Source organism: Candidatus Kapaibacterium sp. (assembly GCA_023957315.1).
Lineage (GTDB): Bacteria > Bacteroidota > Ignavibacteria > Kapaibacteriales > UBA2268 > PGYU01.
Genome location: JAMLHE010000008.1, coordinates 31,630 through 54,561, shown reverse-complemented (window position 1 = coordinate 54,561; position 22,932 = coordinate 31,630). Strand labels below are relative to the sequence as shown.

The window sequence follows — 22,932 nt, the reverse complement described above, 5'->3', positions numbered from 1 at the left end:
GTAAGGCATTTTTTTTTGCAAAAAAAAGCACCTGCAATTGTTGCAGATGCCTGTTTCAGCCTACATCAAACACTTTTAATTTCCGTCAAAATTCGCTTTGCGTTTTTCGATAAAAGCAAGCGTTCCTTCTTTAAAATCACTCGTACCGCAAGTTCTGCCAAATAAACGAGACTCATAATCTAAGCCTTCTTTTGGCGAGAGCCTTTCCGATGCATTGATTGCATCTACTGCCGCAGATAAAGCCAATGTACCTTTGGTGAGCATTTTATTGACCAATTCAATAGTTTTGGGGAGTAATTCGCCAACTTCAAAAACTTTGTTCACCAAGCCAATTCTATATGCTTCATCTGCACCAATCAAATCACCTGTCAAAATTAGCTCGATAGCGCGTGCTTTGCCTACTATTTTGGGTAAACGCTGTGTGCCACCATATCCGGGAATAATGCCAAGATTAACTTCAGGCTGCCCGAACTTCGCATTATTGCTTGCATAGCGAATATGGCAAGCAAGAGTGAGTTCACATCCGCCGCCAAGTGCAAAACCATTGACAGCAGCAATCACGGGAATGCTCAGATTTTCGAGTCGCGCCATAACACCCGAACCAAATTCGGAGAACAATTTCCCTGTTCGCGTATCACATTCGTGAAGCTCGGTGATGTCGGCTCCTGCTGCAAAGGCTTTTTCGCCCGAACCCGTCAGTATGAGAGCTTTGATGCCCGCATCTTTTTCGACTTCTGTGATGATTTGGTCTAATTCCGTGAAGAGTTGATTGTTGAGTGCGTTTAGTTTGTCCGGACGGTTTAGAGTGATAATTGCAAAATTCTCTTGTTTTTCAAAGATTATTGTACTGAATTCCATTTTTTATCCCTTAAATTTGAAATATGATTTTTACCAATAACGAACTTAAAAGATAATTATTCGCAACAACATGAGATTCATATTTTTACTATATCTTAGCTTTTTGATGCTTTTTACTTCTACAGAGCTTTATGCCCAAGTACCCTTAGCTTACAAGCATAATATCGAAACGGAAATTTCACTTGCAGACGGATTGAGCTACAAAAAAATAATGATGGGAAATCAAAAGACAAAATTTGCCGTGCATGTACTTGAAGTGAATTTGCTAAACCATTTGCTTGTCCCGACAGTTTTAAAAGCCGGAAGCCATACTTTAGAACTTGCCAAATTGCACGATATTATCACTCATTCAGATTCAATCAATGAAGGAAAAATCCTTGGAGCTATCAATGGCAGCTTTTGGAAGGCTTATACAAATAACCCGATAGGAGCCTGTTTCATTGATGGTGAAATCGTCGAATTGAATCCATATAAGGAGTGGTCAGGAATTTATTTCGATTCAGTGGGCAAACCTTTCATAGATAATTACAAAATCACAGGAAAAATCGAACTCAAAAACGGAAACGAAATCATTCTCAATCGGGTAAACCGCAGACGCGACTCGCTCGAGATTGTGCTCTATAACAAGTATGGCGGAACCGAAGTGCCACACGTGCAAATGCAAAAGCTTGAGGATGAAATTGCTACACGTATGGCGGTGGCTATGAATGAAATGTTCGAAATTGATTCGACAGAATTCGATATAGACCCTGAAATGCTCAGACAGGAGTTAGTCACCGAAAAGCGTGGAAATTCTTTGGAAAACTCACTTATCAAATGCAAGTTGAAGTACCTTGACCATCCTGCAATCAATAAATCAATTAAATGCGTTGTGATGGCGATTGATACCGGATTGATGGCAATTGATACAATGTCGGCAGTTTTGTCCTACGGCATAAATGTTCCCTACGATATGTTTCCAATGCTGGGCGATACCTTGACCTTATCCTATAAAACTGATGTTCAGACGAAAGTTCAATTCCGAAATGGTCTTAGTGCCACACCAAGGCTTGTAAGAGATGGCAAAGCTCAACACGAAGCCCTGAAAGAGGGTTCAAAAGGGAAAAGATTCATCAATCGTGCCTTATCGCGAACTGCAGTCGGATATAGCAAAGATAAAACTAAACTGTACTTAGTTACTGTGCAAACGACTTCGAGAAGCAATTTCGTAAAGGGAGCAAATCTGAAAGATATGGCGATGATAATGAAATCGCTTGGATGCTATGATGCTATGAATCTTGATGGGGGAGGCTCGTCTGTGATGGTGATAGACGGCAAAAATGTTATGAGTACACTGAGACCCGACGCATCACGCAGAATTTCTGTTGGATTGGGTGTAAGGCTGCTCCCGTAAATTGAATTTTTGAATATTGATTTTTTTTTTGTGGCAATTCGTAGAAATTTCTTAGTTTTGTCTATATTTTTGAATGTAGTATGAAATTTTTACATATGTTGGCTGAAATTTGTTATATGTGGCGAATATAACATAACATCTCGTGAAACTTGTTTTGCGGAGTGGAATAGCCACGAATCACTTAAAAAAACTTAGAAGGATAAGATTTGTATGGTAAGAAAGAAGAACTCAGCGTTCATAAATTTCATAGATAATGATATTTTTAAAATCATTGTTATTTACATTGTGCTGATTATTTTGGCAGTCTGTCAAGTTATTGATGTTTATTCCGAAATTACCAGACCTCTGTCGGGTCCGATTTTGATTTTCCTATCCATTTTGGCTTTTTGGGAAATTTTGAGAAAATATAAATTACCACAACCCAACAAAGCAGGCATCATTGACCAACCAAACCTCCGCAACAACTTCATCATTTATTTTATAATCGTCGTCGTTGTGGCGTGGTCATTACAACTTTTGGGAGTGCGGACGAAAACAATATTCGGTTCGTACAACTATAACGATATTTTGCAACCAACACTTTACAATGTTCCGATTGCACTTGGTTTTGTATGGTTTTTAGCACTTGTATCATCTTATGCCATACTCCAAAAAACATCAAGAATCAATCTCAACGGCATTCCTACACTAATCAAGTCCATCATAATTGGGTTTACGATGATGTTTTTCGACTTCCTGATGGAACCCGCTGCAATTAGAATTTACTATTGGTCATGGGTCAATGATATAGTACCATTGCAGAACTACTTCGTGTGGTTCTTAGTAGGCGCCTTGTTCGCTTTTTTGGGCTTCAAGATGCGAGTACTTAAAATCGTTTTCCCAAACATCATCTACCATATTTTCTTAGCATTGCTCGTTTACTTCCTCATAATCCAGTTTGGGTGAGAGAAAAGCATCGCCGAGAAATTAGTAAGAAATCCCCTTAATTCCTCTTTGGCAAAGGTGGAAATCGTGCTTGCGAGCAGGGGGATTTGTATTTTCTTTACATTTATCAAGACTTTTTTATTATCTACCCATTTCACAAACGTCAAAATACGACATATAAAAATGTAGTTTTGCTATTGTAATTGTACCATTTTTATTTTGGAGTATGGCATTATGGAAACGAAACACAAAGTATTCAACCTGATTATTTTGGATGAAAGCGGCAGTATGGACTCTATCAAACACTCTACTATCAGCGGATTCAACGAGATTATTCAAACGATTCAGGAAGTCGAAAAGCAATTTACAGAGCAAGAGCATTTTGTTTCATTTGTTACTTTCAACGGTGTCGGTATCAAGACTCTTCTGTTCAACCAACCCGTTGCAACAATTCAGCCGATTGACGAACGGAAATATCAGCCCAATTCATCGACTCCGCTTTACGATGCTATGGGATACAGCATCAACAAACTCAGAGTTACTTTGCTCGACATGACTGATTACAACGTCTTGGTCACGATTTTGACCGATGGCGAAGAAAATTCATCTCGGGAGTACAACAGCCGAAATATCAAAAACATGGTTGAAGAACTCAAAACTAAGAATTGGACTTTTACTTACATTGGTGCCAATCATGATGTCAATAGGTCTGCTTTTTCAATTTCAATTGATAACACTCTGATTTTCAATTCAAGTGCGGCGGATGTAAAGAGAATGTTTGACCGCGAGAAATCTTCGCGAATGTCTTTCAGCCGGAAGATTAGACTGAAAGAAGATTTGCAGAAGAATTTCTATGATGAAGAGCCGCCTGAAAACCCTTCTTCAGTATGAAGGAATTTTGTGGTGATGTTGGGGTTTTGGTTCAATTTATGACTAAGTTGATAATTTATTTCATATTTTCGCATAAATTCTTTATTTTAGAATCTGAATTTTTGTAAATTGTGATTGAATTTTGAAAAAGAACTCTGAGATTTGGAGAAAAGTATGAATGTAAGAACTCAAGCGGAAATAGACAAGATAACGGCTATTCGTCAAGATAAAATTTATAAGCGTCTGATGGACGGTGATACAAACATCACGTTCGATGATGCGCTCGATAATGATATGATTTTGAATATGGGACCCCAACATCCCGCTACTCATGGTGTATTGCGTGTTTTGCTTCGCCTCGAAGGTGAAACAATTTTGCGCTGTGTGCCCGAGTTAGGTTATTTGCATCGCGGTTACGAAAAATTAGCCGAGAACGTGACTTATCACGAATTTATACCGCATACCGACCGATTAGACTATCTTTCGCCAATGTCCAACAACACTGCGATTGCCCTCGCTATCGAGAACTCGCTTGGTATAGAAGCATCGCCTCGTGCACAATGGATTCGTGTTTTGGTTTCGGAAATGGCTCGAATCTCATCACACTTGATGGCGATGGGTGCTACTTGTATGGACGTTGGAGCTTTGACTGTGCTGATTTGGACTTTCACTGAGCGCGAAAAATTGTACGATATTTTCGAGTTAATTTGCGGAGCAAGATTTACAACAAGCTATACTCGCATTGGTGGCGTCGCAAATGATATTGATGATGCTACGATTGCAAAACTTCGTGAATGGGTGGCACAATTCCCCGCTCAATTAGAAAAATCGGAAAAACTTGTGCATCGTAATTCGATTTTTATTAACAGAGTTGCAGGTATTGGTGTAATAAGTCCCGAATTAGCTGTCCAATATGGTCTGACCGGACCATGTTTGCGTGGTTCCGGAATTCCAAGAGACATTCGTCGTGATATGCCGTATTTGGTTTATGACAAACTCGATTTCGACGTCATAACTTATCCCGAAGGTGATTGCTGGTCTCGATATATGGTCAGAGTTGATGAGATGAGGGAAAGTATCAAGATTATTACTCAAGTGCTCGACCAAATGCCCAAAGGTCCGGTTCTTGCTAATGAACCTAAGAAGGTATTACCACGTAAAAATGAAATTTATACCAAAATGGAAGAGCTTATTCACGATTTTATGTTGATTAATTTTGGTGCTGCACCTGAGCCGGGAGAGACATACACTGCTATCGAAGCCCCGAAAGGTGAGCTCGGTTTCTTTATTGTTTCTGACGGTACCGGACACCCATGGAAGATGAAAATTCGTTCGCCGTCGGCATCCAATTTGCAAGCTTTGCCTCATTTTGTCGAAGGCTCGATGCTGTCGGATGTGGTTGCTTGTATTGGTTCGATTGACCCGGTTATGGGAGAAGCTGATAAGTAGGATTTGCTTTACAATTCTAAAAAAAATTGGTTGATACTTTATGAGGTATCAACCAATTTCGTTTATAGACTGTCTGCGTTTTTTACGTAGATTCTTAAAGTGAGAAGGGGATAAGCCTGTAACTTTTTTGAACTGAGTCGAAAGATGTTGAACGCTGCTATAGTTCAGTTTCCAAGCGATTTCGCTTATATTTAGCTCATCGTAAACAAGCAGTTCTTTAACACGTTCAATCTTATGCTTGATTACAAATTGTTGTATCGTAACTCCTGTTACTTCAGAAAAGAGATTTGAAAGATAAGTGTAATCCAAATGAAGTTTCTCGCTCAAAACTTCCGAGAAGTGTACCGGTTCCATATCTTCTGTATAGTGAACCATCTCAATTATTACATTTTTTATTTTTTCAATAATTTGACTTTTCCTATTGTTCATAAGTTCCAGTCCGGAACGTCTCAAGTTAATGTCGAGCTTTTCCTTATCCGCATCGCTCACGTCTTCACTGACCTCGACTTCGCCAATTGTGAGATTTTTATATTGAATGCCTAAATTTTCCAATTCGGATGCCACTACCATCTTACATCTAATACACACCATATATTTTATATATAATTTCATATAGAATCTAATTCTTTAATTCAAAAGTTTGTGTTGTCGTAATAAAATCGTAAAAAATGTCATTGTGTTTCTCCCTATATCTTGTTTATCGAGATTATAAAGTCAGTCGTTTATTATTCTAAGTTATTTTAAATCAATTCATTATTAAAAAAAGCCCAGAGTTTGTCAAAGTTAGAATTTAAATTAGCTACAAATTTATTCATACAAAGAACAAACTCTGGAATTAAATAAAATCGCAAAACATAGATTAGAATTCAATTTAAATGTATCCTAATTTTTGTTTGTATCAAGACTAAAAGTAGTAACGAAATCCAAGGGCACCCTCAAAATTAGTTCGAATTGGCGAAGGAATACCTAACATTAGACCGACTTCCACAAAGAATTCGAGTGGAGCAGTTCTTGGCACAATATTGATACCAACAAGCCCACGGACACCGAATCCTAATTCGTCATTCTCTTTATACCAAGTTTTGCCTTTGTTGCTGTACCACCAGCCGCCACTTTCGCCAATACCAATAGCCACACCCGGACCTGCATACATATTGACTACTTTTGAATTAAAAGCATTGAAATGCCATAAATAATCAACACCAATTCTGATATTTCCTAAATAGGAACTGCCAAGACTCAAAGCAAAAGCTCTGTCATTGTATGACCAAATTTTCGCTGTCAAACCGGAAGGTTCGCCTGCCATCAATCCCAATCCGAAATCTCTGCCTTGAGGGGCGAACGATTTGGATGTCTGAACTGACACTATAAGGAAAAGAGCAATCAAAAGTCCTGTAATAAAAATCTTCATCTTAATTCTCCTTGGGATATGTAAAATAATCCCAAATATATGTTGTAAAATTTAATCAATACGCCGCCAATCACATTTAAATAAGACAGAGTGACGACTCCAAATGCTTCACTTATTGAAACCTGTAACCAACAGTAAATTGCACCCAAGAATTTCTATATCGTGGGGTATGCGAATTGCCGTCCCCATGATTTTGGTGTAAATCCCAACCTAATCTTGTTCCAAAAACAAGTTGGTCCAAGTTAACATCTAATCCAATTAAGAATGATAGAGTGTTGTTTCTGATATTGTCATTTTCAAATTCCTGCTCCTGTTCTACTGTAGTCAAAGCATTCTCGAACACATCAGTTTGTTTGACTAAATATGAATACTGCGGTCCGGCTACAATTGTAATTTCTTTAATCGGTCTCAAAGTTGCCAACAATGGTATGGCAATATGATTTGTAGTTCGGGTGAGGCGATAATCGCCACCGAGAATCTTACCACTACCTTCGAAACCTTTTTGAGAAAAGAGCAATCCGGGTTGAAATCCTACATACTCCCAAATCGGAATCGAAACGAAACCGCCAAATACCAAACCAAATGTTGAATTGGCTACAAAATCCTCGCCTTCGGAATCCCAGACATTCGAGTAATTTAACCCTATTTTCAAACCAACGTGCAGAATTTCCCGATGTCCTTCTGTATCATTTTGAGCCAGACTAATAAATGTTGTGGCAAAACTTGCCATAATCAATATCATAATAAATTTTTTCATGTTTCCTCCTTAAAACCATTATCGAAAATTTTAAATACTTTTTTTAATTTTACTAAAGAGAACCGTGATTGTCTTTAGCATATAAATACTTTTAATACATCAAACCGTTCATTTTGTAAGATATTCTATACAACTCTGCGACCTTGAATAAGTCTTACTAATATTATAACTACGGCTATCACTAAAAGTACATGAATGAATCCGCTCATTGTATATGAACTTAACATTCCGAGAAGCCAAAGGATTATCATCACTACTGCGATTATATACAACATAAATACTCCTATAATTTTGTTTTAAATATGCAATTATATTATTTTTAGATTCAAATAGCGATAGTTGAGAAGGTTTATAAAGAACCCAAAAAATAATTTTTCTTCACTATCAAAAGAGTCCTTTACTTCCTTCAAAACTAAAATCAAGACTGCGTCAAACTATCATATAACACTGTTATAATTCTGTTATCTAACTCATCTGCCTTCGATGATTTCGACAAATACATTTCTGTTATACATTCTACCTTCGGGGTATTTGTTATCGAATGAATATTGTGTTTTACGTTCACCCATGCCCATACTTGTGACATTTCTTGTTGTTTTATTGTCTTTTCTGAGCTGGTCATCAATAATTGATTTCGTTTCCTCAGCTCTTTCTTTCGATAGCTTCATATTACCTTCCGGTGTACCAATAATATCAGTATGACCATGTACGATAACCCTATCTGTGTTTCCAATACCTTTGACAATATCGTTTCTGATGGTGGTCTCATAAGTTCTAACCGCATCTGCTTGGTTATAGTCAAATATCATCAGGTATCTTGAAGCATTTTCCAATTCGGTATCTTTAGTTAGATTGAAGCTAACATTTTCAGTAGTGATTTTTCCGGTTCTATCGGTAATGGAAACTTTAGCATTATATTTTCCATTTTCAAGAAATCTCATAAGTTCAGCCGGATTAATTCTGGCACTGCTATATGAGTATGGACCGAAATACATTGTTCTGCCTTCGCCGGTGATAGTAATATCCCAGCTCCTGAATGGAACTGAATTGTCAATCGAAAATAGCATATCATTGTCAATCGAAGTTTCATCTCTAATAGTATAAACCAATGGTTTGTACATGTCCGAGTTGCTGAAAACAAACTTGACTCTTCTATTTTCGTCATTAATCAATTCTGCTGATTTTACTTCAGTCTCATCACTTCCCGATGGAGCATACGGAGGGTCTGTAATTACGGATATTCTATCTGCATTAATACCGAAATTAGTTACCAAATAGTTCTTGACTTTGGTAGCATGTACTTCAGCATTTTTTTCATCGGGGTCCGAACCACGTAAAGTCAATTGAACACTTGGATTCTTTCTCATCCTGTCACCATATACATTCATTACATTGTAGTATGCTATCATCAACTGGTTCACGTTTGTTTCTTTAACAGTCAAATCACCTTTTTCAAAATTAGATAAGTCTGACTCGTTGAAATTTTGAGCTTCAGAAAATGTCAATGTTTTATACCTTCTTGGAAAATCTAAACTACCTTTGTCAAAAAACACATAAGGATGTATTGGGAAATAACCTTTTACATTCTTAGTAACTATAGTATTATCAGTAGGCATTGCAATTGCTACTTTATTAGTAAATGTTGGAGTTGGTGATTTTGAAATTTGAGTCATACCTTCTATCGGGTCTCTGTGTTCGATAGAAAACCTAACTCCAATCCTGTAAGCCACAGTTGACCATACATCAGCTATCGAATTTTGGTCCGGTTCATCAATGCTTTCACGTTGATTTACTAACCATGATGTTTCAAAGAATGGCGATAAATACAAGGATGAATTTTGGTCTAAATCTGAAATCCTAATATCATATGCCACACCACCTTGGAGTCCATAAGTTAACTTGACAACATCAGGTACATCTCTTTCCGCTTCTTCAGCAGCAGCATCCTTATCAAATTTAAAGACGTAAGTACTACTTAAGTTATATGCTAAGAAAGGACCTATATAGAAGTTCAAATTTGGAATAAGATTTTGGTCAGCCCTGAACAATGGTTCAAAAGTCAGGTAGCTCATTTTAGTGTCAAATGAAGGAATTGGCGTTCTCGTGTCATCAATTACTAATGCATCTCTGACATCATATGAGACACGGAATTGGAATCCCCACCAGCTTTCGGAAAGATATTCCCCAAATAAGCCTAAGTAAATACCATTACCTGTACCATCTACATAGTCAATTTCATCCCTTTCTGATTGGAAATTCGGGTCAAGACCGTGAAGATACTGCCATCCAAGCCCGGCTGAGTTAAATTGGTAACCAAGGTTCAATCCGTATCGCCATGCTTGTTGGCGAAATTTCATTTCTTGCGCATCTGTCGTTGATATAAACATCATTGCGATGACAAATGTGAATATGAAACTAAATACGATTTTGTTTTTAAAACTTTTCATTGTAAAATCCTTTATTATGTTTTCTTATTTTATAATAAGAATAATTTTTTGTTTAACAGCAATAATATATCGCTATTATGATATTGAATAACTAAATGCTTACATACACTAAATTTGGTATGTTTTTCTGTGACAGTAAGGTTTATTCATAGCCGCTTTTTATAACTGTCAGTATCATTTTGAAACGTTCATTAGCTACAATTTTATTCGAAATATGAGCAGGTATGATTATAGATTGTCCTGTTTCAAGAAAAGATGATTTACCATTAATTACGATTTCAGCCCTGCCATCAATAATATGTGCAAATGAATCAAATGCAGATATTCTCTCGACCAATCCTTCACCTACATCAAGTGACAATACGCTTACATTTCCTGTCGTTTTTTTTATGATTGTCTTTATCACAACAGAATTCAATTCATACTCAATTATTTCAACCAAAATCAAAGCTTCTGCTTTATTGATTTCTGCGTTTTTCATTTTACTTCTTGTCCTTCATGTAACATTGTTAATAATTGATACTGAAATCAACTACAATTGCTATTTCTTTTGTTCAGTTGTAAAGAAATTAGATATTGAATTTCCAAGATCATCCATGTTACGTGAGAATTTAGTCTTGAAGTTTTCCCAATTTTCTTTGCCTTTTTCATTATATGTTTTCAAATTCTCCTTCAACAAGTAATTTTTTTGTTCCAAATCAATAATCATTTTGTCGTAGTTGTTTCTAGTAGTCTTATTTGTTTTTGCAATTTGTAATTTTAGTTCAGCGATATCTTTCTCATGTTGGAGAATCCTCAATTCAGATTGCTGCTTAAAGCTCTTGTAATCATCAATTGAATCCTTAATAGCCTGAGTTAGTTCTGTTCTTGCTTCGACTACATCATATTTTGATGTTTGAAGTTCCATACGTGCATCATCAACTTTTTCACTTTCTGACTGACAGCCAATCAAAAATGTGTAGAAGCTCAAAGCCATTGCAAACACTATAATTTTAAAACTATTCATTGTGATATTCCTTAATAATGTATAAAAATTTTCAATTCAAATTCCTTTAGACAAAATATTCATAAAGCTCTACTTTATGTAAGTAATCGTCTTTGTGTTGTCCGAATCCGGTAATGCAATCCTTCATAGTGCCATGATGCATTATTCGTATGTCTGTCTGTCTGTAAGTACTATCTTGTTTGGTCGGAAGTGTTATAGGTCGTTCGCTCATACAGTTTCAGTTTGAAGAAAAATTTTTTGAATCCCTACCATTTCCTTTTATAATGATATTCGGTATATTTTAATTTCTATATGAAACTTATTTACGATACAAAGATAACTCCAAAGATACAAGACAAAGTTACATAGAAAAACCTAAAATGTATATAATTCACATGTAATATGCTAATGAGTAAAATCTATATTCAATTTGCACAATACTTACATTATAAGATAAGTCTAAAGCTGCAAGTGAAAGTTATATACAAAAATCTAAAATGTATATAATTCACAGGTTTTGAGTATTTAATCGAAGAAGTAGTATGGAAGCGATTGAAAGCGCATATTATGGTGATTTTACATTAAAAACTTATATTTATTTAAAATGAATGTTTAAACGACAGTAGGTTCAAACCCCCCAAAAAAAAAATCGTCCAAATTTTTGGACGATTCGTTTGCGATTTTGTACCCGGAACAGGAGTCGAACCTGCACGAGAGTTCTCTCACTACACCCTGAATGTAGCGCGTCTGCCAATTCCGCCATCCGGGCAACGTCGGAGTTCAAAAGTAAGCAATTTTTCCGCTTCTGCAAAGAAATTTCCTGTTGTTCGTCATAGCATTAATGTTAATTGGAATAAGCATTTTTTGTACTTTTGTATTTTACACTGAAATTGAAATTGAAGGAATTTTATGACATCGCAAGAAATTAGAAAGTCTTTTTTAGATTTTTTTAAAGATAAAGAACATCGTATCGTACAGGGTTCGGCTGTGATTCCCTTTGGCGACCCTACTCTTTTGTTTACAAATGCCGGTATGAACCAGTTCAAAGACGTTTTCTTAGGTACCGGAAGCCGAGAATATACTCGTGCAGCCGACACACAGAAATGTATTCGGGTAAGCGGCAAGCATAATGATTTGGAGGAAGTTGGCGTTGATACCTATCACCATACATTTTTTGAGATGCTTGGTAACTGGAGCTTTGGTGATTACTACAAGCATGAAGCGATTCAGTGGGCTTGGGAACTATTGACCGATGTTTGGAAATTACCAATCGAAAGGTTGCATGCTTCCGTTTTCCGCACTGATGATGAAGCTTTTGAAATTTGGAAAAAATATCTTCCCGAATCTCGAATTCATCGTTTTGACGAGAAAGATAATTTCTGGGAAATGGGGGAGACCGGTCCATGCGGTCCTTGTAGCGAAATCCACTATGACAGAACTCCTGACTTGAGTGGTGCCAATTTAGTAAACGCCGGAGTTCCGGAGGTAATTGAAATTTGGAATCTCGTATTTATTCAATACAACAGGAAGTCAACCGGTGAATTGGAACCCTTAACTGCAAAGCATGTTGATACAGGCATGGGTTTCGAGAGAATATGTTCGGTTATCCAGCAAAAAGAATCCAATTATGACACAGATGTTTTCAGCCCAATTATTAGCGAAATTGCAAAATTATCAGGTAAGATTTATAAACAGGATTTAGATGATAGCGATAGCATTGCGATGAGAGTCATTGCCGACCATTTGCGTACTTTATCGTTTGCGATTGCCGATGGTGCATTGCCCGGTAATGAGGGCAGAGGATATGTTTTGAGACGAATTTTGCGTCGCGGTTCGCGATTTTCACGCAATCTTGGTTTCAAAGAACCTATAATTTATAAATTATTACCTGTTTTGATTGACATTATGGGTGAACAATTCCCCGAATTGAAGCAATACGAAAGTACAATCCATCGAGTCATCAAAGCTGAAGAGGAAAGTTTTCTTCAAACTCTTGAGCGTGGTCTCGAAAAATTTGACGAAATTCTCTCAAAGTTAGATGAATCCGGAAAAATCATTCCGGGCGAAGAAGCATTTTTGCTCTACGATTCATTTGGTTTCCCTTTAGATTTGACTCAACTCATTGCAAGAGAACGCGGCTATTCCGTAGATAATGCCGGATTCGACGAATCTATGAAGCAGCAAAAGGAACGTTCACGTGCTGCTCGTAAAAGCTTTTCGGATGAACTTGTATTGCCTCAGACAGATGCTGTATCGCAATTTGTTGGTTATGAAATGTTGGAATGTGAATCCGAAGTGAAATTTGTAAATGAAAATTTGATTGTATTAGCCCAAACTCCTTTTTATACGGAAAGTGGCGGTCAAATTTCTGATACAGGCGTTTTGTTGATAGGCGGGACTGAATATCAAGTCAATGATATGAAAAAATCCGGTACGGCAATTTTTCATATCTGCGACAGAAATATTGAGGCTAAAGTCGGCGACAAAGTTCTTGCACGTGTTGACTCGAGCCGAAGAATTGATATTATGCGTAACCACTCTGCGACTCACTTAATGCACGAAGCGCTTAGAGTCATTCTGGGCGAACACGTTCAGCAAGCAGGCTCGCTTGTTGCACCCGGGTATTTAAGATTCGACTTTAATCATTTTGAAAAAGTTTCTGCGGAACAAATTCATCAAATCGAACGTATAGTAAATGAGAAAATTTTGGAAATCATAGATATAAATATTGAAGAACTTGATATGGAAGTTGCTTCTCAAAATAGTAAGATAAAAATGTTCTTCGGTGACAAATACGGAGATAGAGTCCGTGTTGTTACTATGGATAGCAAATATTCTATGGAACTGTGTGGTGGGACTCATGTCCGAAATACATCGGAAATCGGACTTTTCAAGATTATATCCGAATCCTCAATTGCAGCTGGTGTTCGCCGTATCGAAGCTATTACCGGACGCGAAGTTGAGAATTATATCAGTTCACTCAATAATAAATTGGAAGAGAGCAAGAAAAAGCAAGATGAATTACTCGACAAAATTAAGGAATTAAATAAAGAAATTAATATAATCAAGTTAAATGATACTGTAAACATGATTATCAATGATTGTAAACCAATTGAAATTAATGAAATAAAATTATTTATTTATAATTTAAATAATGATTATAATAATGATTTGAGAACCATTGCCGAAAAACTTAGAGAAACTTATAATAAAAATTCAATTGCATTTATTTCATCAATTAATGACGGCAAAGTTCAACTTGCGTGTATAGTGAGCGATGATTTAGTATCTAAATATAATGCAGGAAAACTCATCGGGCAAGCAGCCAAAATCGTTGATGGTGGCGGCGGTGGAAAGCCTCATTTAGCAACTGCAGGCGGAAAAGACATCAGCAAATTAGACGAACTATTGCAATCATTTCCCAAAATAGTTGAAGGAAGTAATTAACAAAATGCAAGACAATACAATTAAAAATATTCTGATTTTATTCTTAGCTATAGTAATTTTCTATATACTAAATGAATTAGCATCTATTATATTACCACTTGTATTGGCTTTGTTGGGCGCTATCGTGATGCAGCCCTTTATTGATTTTTTACTCAGAAAAAAAATCCCTAAACTTTTTATTTTGCCTACTGTTTCGATTATATCATTAGCTGTGCTGTTCGGTATTTTTTTAATAGTTTCCGATACTGTAACAAGTATCGTAGAGCAACAAGACTATCTTTTGAGCCGTCTATTGAGTAAACTTGATGGATTATTGACATGGATTAATGCCGTTTTTAAATTGGACCTCGATACCACTCTACTTGTTTCAGAGATTTACAAACGAGCTGGTGATGGTTGGCTTTCAGGGTTTATGGGTGATTTGGCATCGGGTTTAGGTTCATTTTTAGGTTCATTTATGTTTTTTGCTTTGTACTATATTATGCTATTAGCGGGAATGTCAGGTTATAAAGATTATATGAGCTATGTTGGGGCAGATAAATCTGAGCAATTTTTAGCGGAATACGCCAAAATTCAACACTCGATATTTTCTTATGTAGCGATTAAAACTTTAATAAGCATTATAACCGGTTTGTTAGTTTATGGTATATGCGTTTCATTCGGAATAAAATTTGCATTTTTTTGGGGATTTTCAGCATTTATATTGAATTTCATTCCGAATATTGGTTCAATTTTAGGTACTGTTTTCCCAATTTTAATGTCTATTATTCAAATTGATTCCTTGCAAACAATATTATTGCTATCAATTTTGTTAGTAACCGTACAGTTTATGATGGGTAATGTGATTGAACCGATAGTAATGGGTAATCGTATGCGTCTCAATACACTTACCGTACTATTTGGCTTAGTTTTCTGGGGTTATATTTGGGGTATTCCCGGGATGTTGCTATCTGTGCCCTTGATGGTAATACTGAAAATCATACTTGAACGATTTCCGGCATTTAGTTTTATTGGCAGAATTATGGGCTATCCCGAAAAAACGTGATTACTCGCTTTTCAGCCAATCCCTATCGTCTTCGAATGTGACTGAGTTGTCTTCAAAATTCTCGTTTACAAAATTGTAAATATCTTTATAAGCCGAGATTAGTTTTGATTTTTCAAAGTAAGCACTTGAGATATTTATTAATCGCTCATCCTCAGTCATTATGATTAAGTTTTCGCTTTGTTTGCCATCTTCTTGGTAACTCTTTACTAATGCTAAATTATCCCAAGTAGTAGTGAATGTTTTGTTTGATTGAGTGTATTGCAATTTATCATCATACATGCTGATTGTGCGTGATTTTTTGCCGAAATAGTAAAAGAACAAGGCAATCAACAAGCCGATAATTCCACCGGTTAATGCTTCGGTGATTTTCTCTTGGTCTCCCGATGTAACACCGCTTAGTATGTATATGACTGAAATTCCTGTCATCACCCAAGATAGATATTTGAACGATGTTAATTTAACAGTATATTCTGAGATTAGATTACTCATTTCTTGCCCATATTATTTACTATTTCTTTCAAAGCGACGATTGAATCAGCCAATTGACGGTTGCTCAAATAGGGTGCAGGTCCGAATCTCAAATTTTCACCCCTAAAATCTACAAAAATGTTTCTTTGTCTGAGTTCATTTGTTATTCGCGCCGCCCTTTTGGTATAAAAGACTATGAATCCGCCGAATTTTTCAAGTGGAATGTCTCGTTTACGGTCTATTATCTCGCTCGGCATACCGGCTTTATCAAATTCCGAAGCCAAGTACTTCAATTGATGCAATGAAATTTCTCTTAATTTTACCGGTGAATATTGCATATCGCGGAAAAAGTCCAAGACACTCGATGCACGATAGTGACTAATTGGGTCATAAGTTGAGCCTGCGAATTGCCAATGGCTTGGACCGTAATTAACTTGCCCCTGAACTTTAGGAGCTGTAATCATCCCAAATTCGCTGAACCAGCCGGTCAATGCAGGTCTGAATTCAACACCGTCGGGTATCAGCATGAAGCAATTGCCTTCGCCTAATTGGCAGTATTTATAGCCACCGCCCAAAACGAAGCTATTTGGCAAATTTTCTTCTATAATTGAAAATGGAATAGCATTCAAAGTGTGGTAAGTGTCTATCATCAATCTGGCGCCAAATTTTTCGCAGGTGCTATCTAAAAGGCTCAAATTTTCGATAATTTTAGAATTATTATAGAATACTTTTGATATTACAACGGCTGCAGTTTTATCGTCAACCAATTGAGCCATGCGTTCTGATAAGGTATCGTATGGTTCGGAGGCAACATTGACCACTTCGAGAAATTCTTTGTCCAAACGGTCTAATTGGCGTCGCACAGTATAAAATTCTGAGTCGCTTGTGATGACCTTCCTACGATTCTTCAAATCAAGTGCCGAAAGAAATTTTATAAAAAGCTCATGTGTATTGGTAGCAAGGGCGATATTGTGCGCCTTGCCATCTAATAATTCCGCATATCCTTGACGAACTCTATCCGATTTGTGAAAAGCCTTTTCCCACTTATCATCAACTAAAAGAGCCGCGTCTTTCCATGCTTCGCGAATGCCCTCATAAGCAGCATCGGGCCATGCTTGGTGGGAATGTCCGGTTAGCAAAATTCTTTCAGTTACTTTGAAATTACTATAAAATCTACTCAAAGGGTTGACATCTTTTGTCAAAATATTAACATCAATCATTATTGAACTCCGATCTTATTGCCCATAAATCCGGGAAACATGGGTTGAATAGGGTAGATTGTAAATATTTAGCTCCCGGACTTCCACCTGTACCCATTTTTGCTCCGATTGTACGTTCAACCATTTTCACGTGACGATAGCGCCATTCTTGCAAGCCCTCGTCGAGGTCTAACATCAGTTCGCAGAACTGTGCTATGATTGGCGAATTGCGATAAATGTCTATAAGTATTAGTTGAACTTCCGGAGATGTTTCTACTTTTGCGGTGAAATCTCGGTTGAGTATGTTTTGTGGTATATCGTAAGAATTCGTTTGTAAATATCTTAGAAAAAAATCCCAAAGGGTTGGGCTTTTAAAGCTATCTTCTAATCTTTTTCTTTCCTGGGAACCCTGCTCAAAACGATTGAGAACTGCTGATTGTTTGAGCCCAAGAGCGAACTCGAGTTCTCTGAACTGAGAAGATTGAAATCCGCTTGCCGAATCTAAATAGTTTCTGAATGAAAGAAATTCCAAGGGAGTCATTGTTTCGAGTATATCAATTTGATGAACAAGAACTTTCAAAATTGTGTTAATTCGCTTCAGTGTCTTTTGGGCGGCAATAAGCTGATTTTGCTCCAATTTGACAATAAGATGAGCAACTTCGTGAAGAATTTGCTTGAACCATAGCTCATATGCTTGATGAATTATGATAAAAAGCATTTCATCATGCTCATTCGGGTCCGACTTCAAATTTTGCAATCCGGTCAGTTCAGTAATTTGTAGGTATTTATTGTATGTAAGTTCCATCTCAAATCTCTAATTTATTAATGCCAAATTTATGTAAAAATGTCAATACTCAAAATTAAATAAAATTCACTGAACTCAATCATAAAACGACAAACTTGCAAAAGTGACTGCTGATTGTGTTTCTGCTTCGTACCATTGATTATACTTGTTCAACTTTGCTTGCTTAAAGGAATTTGTTTTCAAAAAGGAATAAATTGGTGCTGTTCCGCAAATTTTCCATTTGTCATTAACTGCAGCAATTTGACTATAAAAATCTTCAGGTGCTATGTTCAAAATCGAATCAATAAGTTTGTAATCTTTAGATTTTACTTCATCGAGTTTCTCGACAGCATCAAAATTATCATCGAACTTGATGCCTATATGAGCAAAATCAACGCTTGCAATATTGCTCGCTTTAATGTTATTAGCTGAGATATAAACCTTCAAAGTTTTAATAAAAGTGTTAATCTCGCTATTTTCAGCCGGGTTTGTGCCCTCAGCCATAAATTGATGCATTGAGCCAACTACAACAGGTAAGATTTTGAATTTTCGATTCTTGAAATAATGTTGGAGCAGAATCACCTGAAGTTCAATCGAATGTTCAGGTTTATGTGCCAAATCATCAATGCTGAATGAATCAGGACAATTTGAATATAGGTAATCAATCAAATTTTGGTCTGTTTCAACAATCCCGAGTGGAGTCTCGAAATTTTTCCGTGTCAACATAAATTGACCGGAGTTGATAAAATGCGAAGTTCCGAAAATGATGAATAAGTCTGAATCAGTTCCGGAAATTGAATGATAGCCCGATGAATAAACTTCGGAGACAATTTCGCCAAGCCTGAAATCAATATGCGGGACAATTATTGAATGGGCGGATGAATCATAATCTTCAACATTTGTACTTTTGAAAAATTCATTTAGAAAAATTTCTATTTCTTTCGGGTCAGCAGGATAACAAGTACCTGCACAAACGGGAGGTCTGGTACTTGACGCAAGGTATTCTTGCTCAACTAAAGCCCGTTTTTGATAAAATGTCTCGGAAAGAATGAACCCCATATCGTCTAATGCTTTTATTTGAGCCAAGATGGGTTCTATTGTGGTTTCGCCGTGCTCTTGATTTTCAATTTTCAAAATATCGCGAATGTCAAGTTCTTCATCTATACTCACCAAAATATTGAAAAATTCGGGCGTTACTATTACGGGAGCTTCTGCATAGCCCATTGGGTCATCTAACAAAACCCAATCTTTGCCTTCATATTCGATTAAATTGGTACGAATGTCATATCTTAAGGGGTAAAGTTTACTCATTGGCAATTTGATTTTCATCTGATATGGATAAATATTTATCCTCGAATTTTTTAATTACGTATGCAAATGCTAATCCTGATGCGGTCAAAATAAGTGCTGCCGCCAGAAACCATGCATTGTTTGTAAACGCATATGCTACGAAAAAGAACAGAGCACCAATCAGGCTCGAACCTGTTGTGACCAAAATTGACTTCTTGACGTTTTGTTGAGCATTCAAGGGCTTGCTCATGTCTAATTTGTTGCTATTCATATTAGCTTTTACCTTAAATCGAAATTTAATGCAGTCTTAGCATCAGTTTTCGAATCCCGATATTTTACAATCAATGGAGTATATATAGAAAGTCCGTTGTCGAGAGCAAATTCGGAATTGATTTTGCGTGAGCCTGCTACTAAAACGGCGTTTTCAGGCACTTCTAATGGATTGTTTTCGCCTGAAGTGATAATCGATTCATTTACTAAATCATAAATTTTTGTAGATGCTGTGAGTATAACTCCCGAAGCAAGTACTGCATTTTTACGAACACGAACACCTTCGTAAATACCACAGTTTCCTCCCACCATTACATTATCCTCGACTATAACAGGTCTTGCACCGGCAGGTTCGAGGACGCCACCGATTTGAGCGGCGGCACTAATATGGACATTCTTGCCAATTTGGGCACAAGTTCCGACAAGAGCGTGGGAATCAATCATTGTTCCTGAATCAATATACGAACCAATATTTATATACATTGGAGGCATACATATCACACCTGCGGCGACGTAAGCACCACGACGTATCGTCGAGCCACCCGGAACAATTCTGATGTTGCTTTCAAGTTCAATATTTTTGGTTGGTAGAGTGTGTTTATCAAAAAATTTGAAGTTATCGTCATTCGAGAAGTCGTGCATCTTTCCGGCTCTGAACAGAAGGAGTATGCCTTTCTTTACCCATTGATTCACCTGCCATTCACCGTTGCCAAGAGGCTCGGCTGCTCTTATTTTGCCGGAGTCCAATTTTTGGGCAAAACGCTCTAAAATTATTTCAGGTATTTCATTTGTTCCTGATTCAAAGTAACTTTCAACGGAATTTTTTAATTCTTCCATACTACTCCCGTACATGATAATTTTCTACTAAGAATAATTCAACCCTTCTATTCAAACTCATATTTTCGTCACTATCGTTTGGAACGACGGGCTCATTTTTACCATAAGACTTTATATCAATCCTCTTATTGTTGATACCAAATCTATTCAACAATTCAGCAACAGCTTTTGCCCTTGCCAATCCTAATTTATAATTTGCTTGCTCACTGCCTACATTGTCAGTATGTCCTTTGAGTTCGATTTTATAATTTGGATTTAATTCCAAAAAATCACTGACGTTGGCAATAATATCAGCAAATGTGTTTGCTACATGCATCTCTGCAAAACTGAAAAGTATATTTGGGATGTGAATCAAACTGTCAGACAATGGATTTAAAGCTATTTTAATCGTATCTGCAAGTTTTAATCCTGAATATTTAATTTCCAATTTTGTATCATATGATTGATAATTTTCAACATCCAATTTGAGATTGAATGTTGTAAATGGCAAATCAGCTATGACTCTTCCTGTAATATCAGTCTTCAATTCATATGATTTTTGGTCATATTCATATAAGTTGATTACGACATTTTTCAAAGGAATGAACCTTTTGGCATCCGACACTCTGAATACTACAGATTTCGACAGAATTGGCTGAGAACTTTTTTCTAATTCTATGAAGAAGATATTACTTGCTGAATCAACTGCTTCATTTGAAGCGAAGTATGCTTGTTTGCCGTTTCTTGTTAGCTTGAAATGAGCATCCCAACCGACTGAATTTATTTCGGGTCCGAGATTCTCGGGTGTAGTCCAATTTTTCCAAGTATTATCCAATCTCCGGGACATGAAAATATCAGCATCTCCAAAACCGGAATGACCAAACGAAGAAAAGTAGAGTGTGATTCCATCAAAAGCTAAAAAAGGGGACAGTTCATCTAATTCAGTGTTAATTTTTGGTCCCAGGTTTATAGGTTGCGAATATACCCAATTTCCCTCAGGCAAACTGACATAAATATCTGTCCCACCATAGCTGTCTTTCCTCTGGATTGTCATCAGCAAAATATTTGTCTCAAAACAAAGGTAGAAACCGTTTACATCGTTCAGGTTGTAATAATTCTTAATTCTTATAGTTTTCGGACGAGTCCAATTGCCATTCTCACGATATGTATAAGAAATTCCTTGCAAAGAGTCTTTGTTTTGTTCGTAAATTGTACCCAAAATAAGAGTATCTCCCGAAGGAGAAATGCCACAAACAAAGTTATTCAGGTCGTTATTCAAGGGTTGCCCCATATTCAAAGCTTTTGTCCATTGTCCGGACTCATCTAAATCCGAGTACCAAATATCATCGCGTCCATAATTTAAAATGTTTTCTGAACGACAAAAATATAGTCTTTTCAAGTCGTGAGTTAAAATCGGTATCAATTCATTAACCGATGAATTAACATCGCTGCTAAGCTTCCTTTTGACCGACGATAAAGCGTCATAATGTGTCAACAATAAAAAGTAAAAAATCATGAGAACGCTAAAAATGCTTTTCATTTTCAATCACTCGAAAACATTAGAATTATTAAAATTGTAAATTTAAAATTTTGTAAATCAATCTGGCAGATGTCAAATCACAATGATGCAAAATTTCAACAGGCGCTAATTCAACAACATCAAAGCCGATGATTCTTTTGTTGCGGCGACGAATTTCCCTAAACAGTTGAATTGTTTCGTTATATAATAAGCCGTCCGGCTCAGGAGTTCCGGTTGCCGGCATTATTGAAGGGTCGAAATAATCTAAATCGAATGTTACATAGATTTCATCGGCTAAAGTGTCCACAACACTTTTTTGCCATTGCTCACCATGCAATCCCCTTCCAATAGCAGAGGCGTAAAAAGTCTTAACTTTATTTGCTTTGATAAACTCGTATTCTTCGATGCACTGAGCTCTAATGCCAACTTGTGTGATTCTTTCATTTGGGAAAAACTCTGCTACACGTGCCATCACCGAAGCATGAGAATATTTAGAATCTTGGTAAGTGTCGCGAAAATCACTATGAGCATCAAATTGAAGTACGCTCATATTAGGATGCTTTTTGAAGTGAGATTTGATTGGTGCAGAAGATATTGTGTGTTCGCCGCCGATTGTTACTACAAATTTGTCCATATCCAAAAGTTGGTCAACAGTATCTTCAATCAATTGAAGAGCCGCGTCATCTACTTTTCCGCTAAAATCCAAAGGTTCAATCGTTGCAATTCCTTTATCATAACAAAGTTCTCTGGTGCTTTCATCATCGAAAAACTCGACATATGCTGATGCTTTTAATATTGCCTCCGGTGCATTCGCAGTTCCACCACCATAACTAACGGTATGCTCGTATGGCGCCGGAACAATGACGATTTTTGATGATTCCAAATTTGAATATTCTTCTTCAATCGCTAAGAAATTTGATTCTACGTTCAAAGTTTTCAAGTTTAGCCCTGTATTATTTATTTTTTTGTTTGATTTAATCTTCAAAAATACTAAAATGTT

General features: G+C 36.7%; 23 protein-coding genes and 1 tRNA gene. 6 read left to right on the top strand and 18 right to left on the bottom strand.

The window, feature by feature from the left end:
* Positions 1 to 75: 75 nt before the first annotated feature.
* Positions 76 to 858 (bottom strand): enoyl-CoA hydratase-related protein, encoded by a 783-nt coding sequence (locus tag M9949_09765; protein MCO5251692.1) that lies wholly within the window; start codon positions 856 to 858, stop codon positions 76 to 78.
* Between the two features lie 70 nt (positions 859 to 928).
* Here M9949_09765 and M9949_09760 point away from each other — a divergent pair, with 70 nt between their 5' ends.
* From M9949_09760 to nuoD, 4 genes are all read left to right on the top strand, one after another.
* A complete protein-coding gene (locus M9949_09760; GenBank protein MCO5251691.1) occupies positions 929 to 2,251 on the top strand; it encodes a phosphodiester glycosidase family protein in 1,323 nt (440 codons plus the stop codon).
* Positions 2,252 to 2,461: 210 nt separating this feature from the next.
* On the top strand, positions 2,462 to 3,196 hold the full coding sequence (locus M9949_09755) for a carotenoid biosynthesis protein (GenBank protein MCO5251690.1): 735 nt from the start codon (positions 2,462 to 2,464) through the stop codon (positions 3,194 to 3,196).
* A 213-nt stretch (positions 3,197 to 3,409) separates the two neighbouring features.
* Positions 3,410 to 4,066 carry a VWA domain-containing protein gene (locus tag M9949_09750; GenBank protein MCO5251689.1) on the top strand — a complete coding sequence of 219 codons (657 nt, stop codon included), beginning with the start codon at positions 3,410 to 3,412 and terminating at the stop codon, positions 4,064 to 4,066.
* Between the two features lie 153 nt (positions 4,067 to 4,219).
* Complete coding sequence (nuoD, locus tag M9949_09745; protein MCO5251688.1) at positions 4,220 to 5,494, top strand: NADH dehydrogenase (quinone) subunit D; 1,275 nt, start codon at positions 4,220 to 4,222, stop codon at positions 5,492 to 5,494.
* A gap of 48 nt (positions 5,495 to 5,542) precedes the next feature.
* On the opposite strand, the gene M9949_09740 is transcribed toward nuoD, so the two are convergent.
* The 9 genes from M9949_09740 to M9949_09700 all read right to left on the bottom strand — a co-directional run bounded on the left by M9949_09740 (position 5,543) and on the right by M9949_09700 (position 11,863).
* Complete coding sequence (locus M9949_09740; protein MCO5251687.1) at positions 5,543 to 6,106, bottom strand: AraC family transcriptional regulator; 564 nt, start codon at positions 6,104 to 6,106, stop codon at positions 5,543 to 5,545.
* Positions 6,107 to 6,398: 292 nt separating this feature from the next.
* Positions 6,399 to 6,905, bottom strand: a complete 507-nt coding sequence (locus M9949_09735; protein ID MCO5251686.1) for a hypothetical protein — start codon at positions 6,903 to 6,905, stop codon at positions 6,399 to 6,401.
* 112 nt (positions 6,906 to 7,017) lie between these two features.
* Entirely contained in the window at positions 7,018 to 7,662 is a 645-nt protein-coding gene (locus tag M9949_09730) for a PorT family protein (GenBank protein ID MCO5251685.1), read from the bottom strand.
* 125 nt (positions 7,663 to 7,787) lie between these two features.
* Entirely contained in the window at positions 7,788 to 7,937 is a 150-nt protein-coding gene (locus M9949_09725) for a lmo0937 family membrane protein (protein ID MCO5251684.1), read from the bottom strand.
* 195 nt (positions 7,938 to 8,132) lie between these two features.
* Positions 8,133 to 10,109, bottom strand: coding sequence for an outer membrane beta-barrel protein (locus M9949_09720; GenBank protein MCO5251683.1), 1,977 nt, complete (start codon positions 10,107 to 10,109; stop codon positions 8,133 to 8,135).
* 142 nt (positions 10,110 to 10,251) lie between these two features.
* Complete coding sequence (locus M9949_09715; GenBank protein MCO5251682.1) at positions 10,252 to 10,590, bottom strand: cupin domain-containing protein; 339 nt, start codon at positions 10,588 to 10,590, stop codon at positions 10,252 to 10,254.
* A gap of 60 nt (positions 10,591 to 10,650) precedes the next feature.
* Entirely contained in the window at positions 10,651 to 11,115 is a 465-nt protein-coding gene (locus M9949_09710) for a hypothetical protein (GenBank protein MCO5251681.1), read from the bottom strand.
* Positions 11,116 to 11,161: 46 nt separating this feature from the next.
* The gene (locus M9949_09705) at positions 11,162 to 11,326 is read right to left on the bottom strand and encodes a hypothetical protein (GenBank protein ID MCO5251680.1); all 165 of its coding nucleotides are present in this window, start codon (positions 11,324 to 11,326) and stop codon (positions 11,162 to 11,164) included.
* Between the two features lie 453 nt (positions 11,327 to 11,779).
* Positions 11,780 to 11,863 (bottom strand) — tRNA-Leu (locus M9949_09700).
* 140 nt (positions 11,864 to 12,003) lie between these two features.
* Here M9949_09700 and alaS point away from each other — a divergent pair.
* Positions 12,004 to 14,541, top strand: coding sequence for an alanine--tRNA ligase (gene alaS, locus M9949_09695; GenBank protein MCO5251679.1), 2,538 nt, complete (start codon positions 12,004 to 12,006; stop codon positions 14,539 to 14,541).
* A gap of 4 nt (positions 14,542 to 14,545) precedes the next feature.
* Positions 14,546 to 15,586 (top strand): AI-2E family transporter, encoded by a 1,041-nt coding sequence (locus M9949_09690; GenBank protein ID MCO5251678.1) that lies wholly within the window; start codon positions 14,546 to 14,548, stop codon positions 15,584 to 15,586.
* Here the strand turns inward: M9949_09690 and M9949_09685 are convergent, their stop codons facing one another.
* The 8 genes from M9949_09685 to speB all read right to left on the bottom strand — a co-directional run bounded on the left by M9949_09685 (position 15,587) and on the right by speB (position 22,872).
* Positions 15,587 to 16,075 (bottom strand): hypothetical protein, encoded by a 489-nt coding sequence (locus M9949_09685; GenBank protein MCO5251677.1) that lies wholly within the window; start codon positions 16,073 to 16,075, stop codon positions 15,587 to 15,589. It abuts the gene before it with no gap.
* On the bottom strand, positions 16,072 to 17,274 hold the full coding sequence (locus tag M9949_09680) for a kynureninase (GenBank protein ID MCO5251676.1): 1,203 nt from the start codon (positions 17,272 to 17,274) through the stop codon (positions 16,072 to 16,074). The genes M9949_09685 and M9949_09680 overlap by 4 nt, the downstream gene beginning before the upstream one ends.
* Entirely contained in the window at positions 17,267 to 18,058 is a 792-nt protein-coding gene (locus M9949_09675) for a tryptophan 2,3-dioxygenase family protein (protein MCO5251675.1), read from the bottom strand. The genes M9949_09680 and M9949_09675 overlap by 8 nt, the downstream gene beginning before the upstream one ends.
* A 75-nt stretch (positions 18,059 to 18,133) precedes the next feature.
* Positions 18,134 to 19,348 carry an AmmeMemoRadiSam system protein B gene (amrB, locus tag M9949_09670; protein MCO5251674.1) on the bottom strand — a complete coding sequence of 405 codons (1,215 nt, stop codon included), beginning with the start codon at positions 19,346 to 19,348 and terminating at the stop codon, positions 18,134 to 18,136.
* Positions 19,341 to 19,598: a hypothetical protein gene (locus M9949_09665; GenBank protein ID MCO5251673.1), complete on the bottom strand. Its 258-nt coding sequence runs from the start codon at positions 19,596 to 19,598 to the stop codon at positions 19,341 to 19,343. The genes amrB and M9949_09665 overlap by 8 nt, the downstream gene beginning before the upstream one ends.
* An 8-nt stretch (positions 19,599 to 19,606) precedes the next feature.
* Complete coding sequence (locus tag M9949_09660) at positions 19,607 to 20,434, bottom strand: 2,3,4,5-tetrahydropyridine-2,6-dicarboxylate N-succinyltransferase (protein ID MCO5251672.1); 828 nt, start codon at positions 20,432 to 20,434, stop codon at positions 19,607 to 19,609.
* A 1-nt stretch (position 20,435) separates the two neighbouring features.
* Positions 20,436 to 21,953 (bottom strand): OmpA family protein, encoded by a 1,518-nt coding sequence (locus tag M9949_09655; protein ID MCO5251671.1) that lies wholly within the window; start codon positions 21,951 to 21,953, stop codon positions 20,436 to 20,438.
* A gap of 28 nt (positions 21,954 to 21,981) precedes the next feature.
* The gene (gene speB, locus M9949_09650; protein MCO5251670.1) at positions 21,982 to 22,872 is read right to left on the bottom strand and encodes an agmatinase; all 891 of its coding nucleotides are present in this window, start codon (positions 22,870 to 22,872) and stop codon (positions 21,982 to 21,984) included.
* Positions 22,873 to 22,932: the final 60 nt, after the last annotated feature.

Coding starts and splice junctions, on each gene's coding strand:
- M9949_09765 (MCO5251692.1), bottom strand. CDS start 858: ATGGAATTCAGTACAATAATCTTTGAAAAACAAGAGAATTTTGCAATT.
- M9949_09760 (MCO5251691.1), top strand. CDS start 929: ATGAGATTCATATTTTTACTATATCTTAGCTTTTTGATGCTTTTTACT.
- M9949_09755 (MCO5251690.1), top strand. CDS start 2,462: ATGGTAAGAAAGAAGAACTCAGCGTTCATAAATTTCATAGATAATGAT.
- M9949_09750 (MCO5251689.1), top strand. CDS start 3,410: ATGGAAACGAAACACAAAGTATTCAACCTGATTATTTTGGATGAAAGC.
- nuoD (MCO5251688.1), top strand. CDS start 4,220: ATGAATGTAAGAACTCAAGCGGAAATAGACAAGATAACGGCTATTCGT.
- M9949_09740 (MCO5251687.1), bottom strand. CDS start 6,106: ATGAAATTATATATAAAATATATGGTGTGTATTAGATGTAAGATGGTA.
- M9949_09735 (MCO5251686.1), bottom strand. CDS start 6,905: ATGAAGATTTTTATTACAGGACTTTTGATTGCTCTTTTCCTTATAGTG.
- M9949_09730 (MCO5251685.1), bottom strand. CDS start 7,662: ATGAAAAAATTTATTATGATATTGATTATGGCAAGTTTTGCCACAACA.
- M9949_09725 (MCO5251684.1), bottom strand. CDS start 7,937: ATGTTGTATATAATCGCAGTAGTGATGATAATCCTTTGGCTTCTCGGA.
- M9949_09720 (MCO5251683.1), bottom strand. CDS start 10,109: ATGAAAAGTTTTAAAAACAAAATCGTATTTAGTTTCATATTCACATTT.
- M9949_09715 (MCO5251682.1), bottom strand. CDS start 10,590: ATGAAAAACGCAGAAATCAATAAAGCAGAAGCTTTGATTTTGGTTGAA.
- M9949_09710 (MCO5251681.1), bottom strand. CDS start 11,115: ATGAATAGTTTTAAAATTATAGTGTTTGCAATGGCTTTGAGCTTCTAC.
- M9949_09705 (MCO5251680.1), bottom strand. CDS start 11,326: ATGAGCGAACGACCTATAACACTTCCGACCAAACAAGATAGTACTTAC.
- alaS (MCO5251679.1), top strand. CDS start 12,004: ATGACATCGCAAGAAATTAGAAAGTCTTTTTTAGATTTTTTTAAAGAT.
- M9949_09690 (MCO5251678.1), top strand. CDS start 14,546: ATGCAAGACAATACAATTAAAAATATTCTGATTTTATTCTTAGCTATA.
- M9949_09685 (MCO5251677.1), bottom strand. CDS start 16,075: ATGAGTAATCTAATCTCAGAATATACTGTTAAATTAACATCGTTCAAA.
- M9949_09680 (MCO5251676.1), bottom strand. CDS start 17,274: ATGATTGATGTTAATATTTTGACAAAAGATGTCAACCCTTTGAGTAGA.
- M9949_09675 (MCO5251675.1), bottom strand. CDS start 18,058: ATGGAACTTACATACAATAAATACCTACAAATTACTGAACTGACCGGA.
- amrB (MCO5251674.1), bottom strand. CDS start 19,348: ATGAGTAAACTTTACCCCTTAAGATATGACATTCGTACCAATTTAATC.
- M9949_09665 (MCO5251673.1), bottom strand. CDS start 19,598: ATGAATAGCAACAAATTAGACATGAGCAAGCCCTTGAATGCTCAACAA.
- M9949_09660 (MCO5251672.1), bottom strand. CDS start 20,434: ATGGAAGAATTAAAAAATTCCGTTGAAAGTTACTTTGAATCAGGAACA.
- M9949_09655 (MCO5251671.1), bottom strand. CDS start 21,953: ATGAAAAGCATTTTTAGCGTTCTCATGATTTTTTACTTTTTATTGTTG.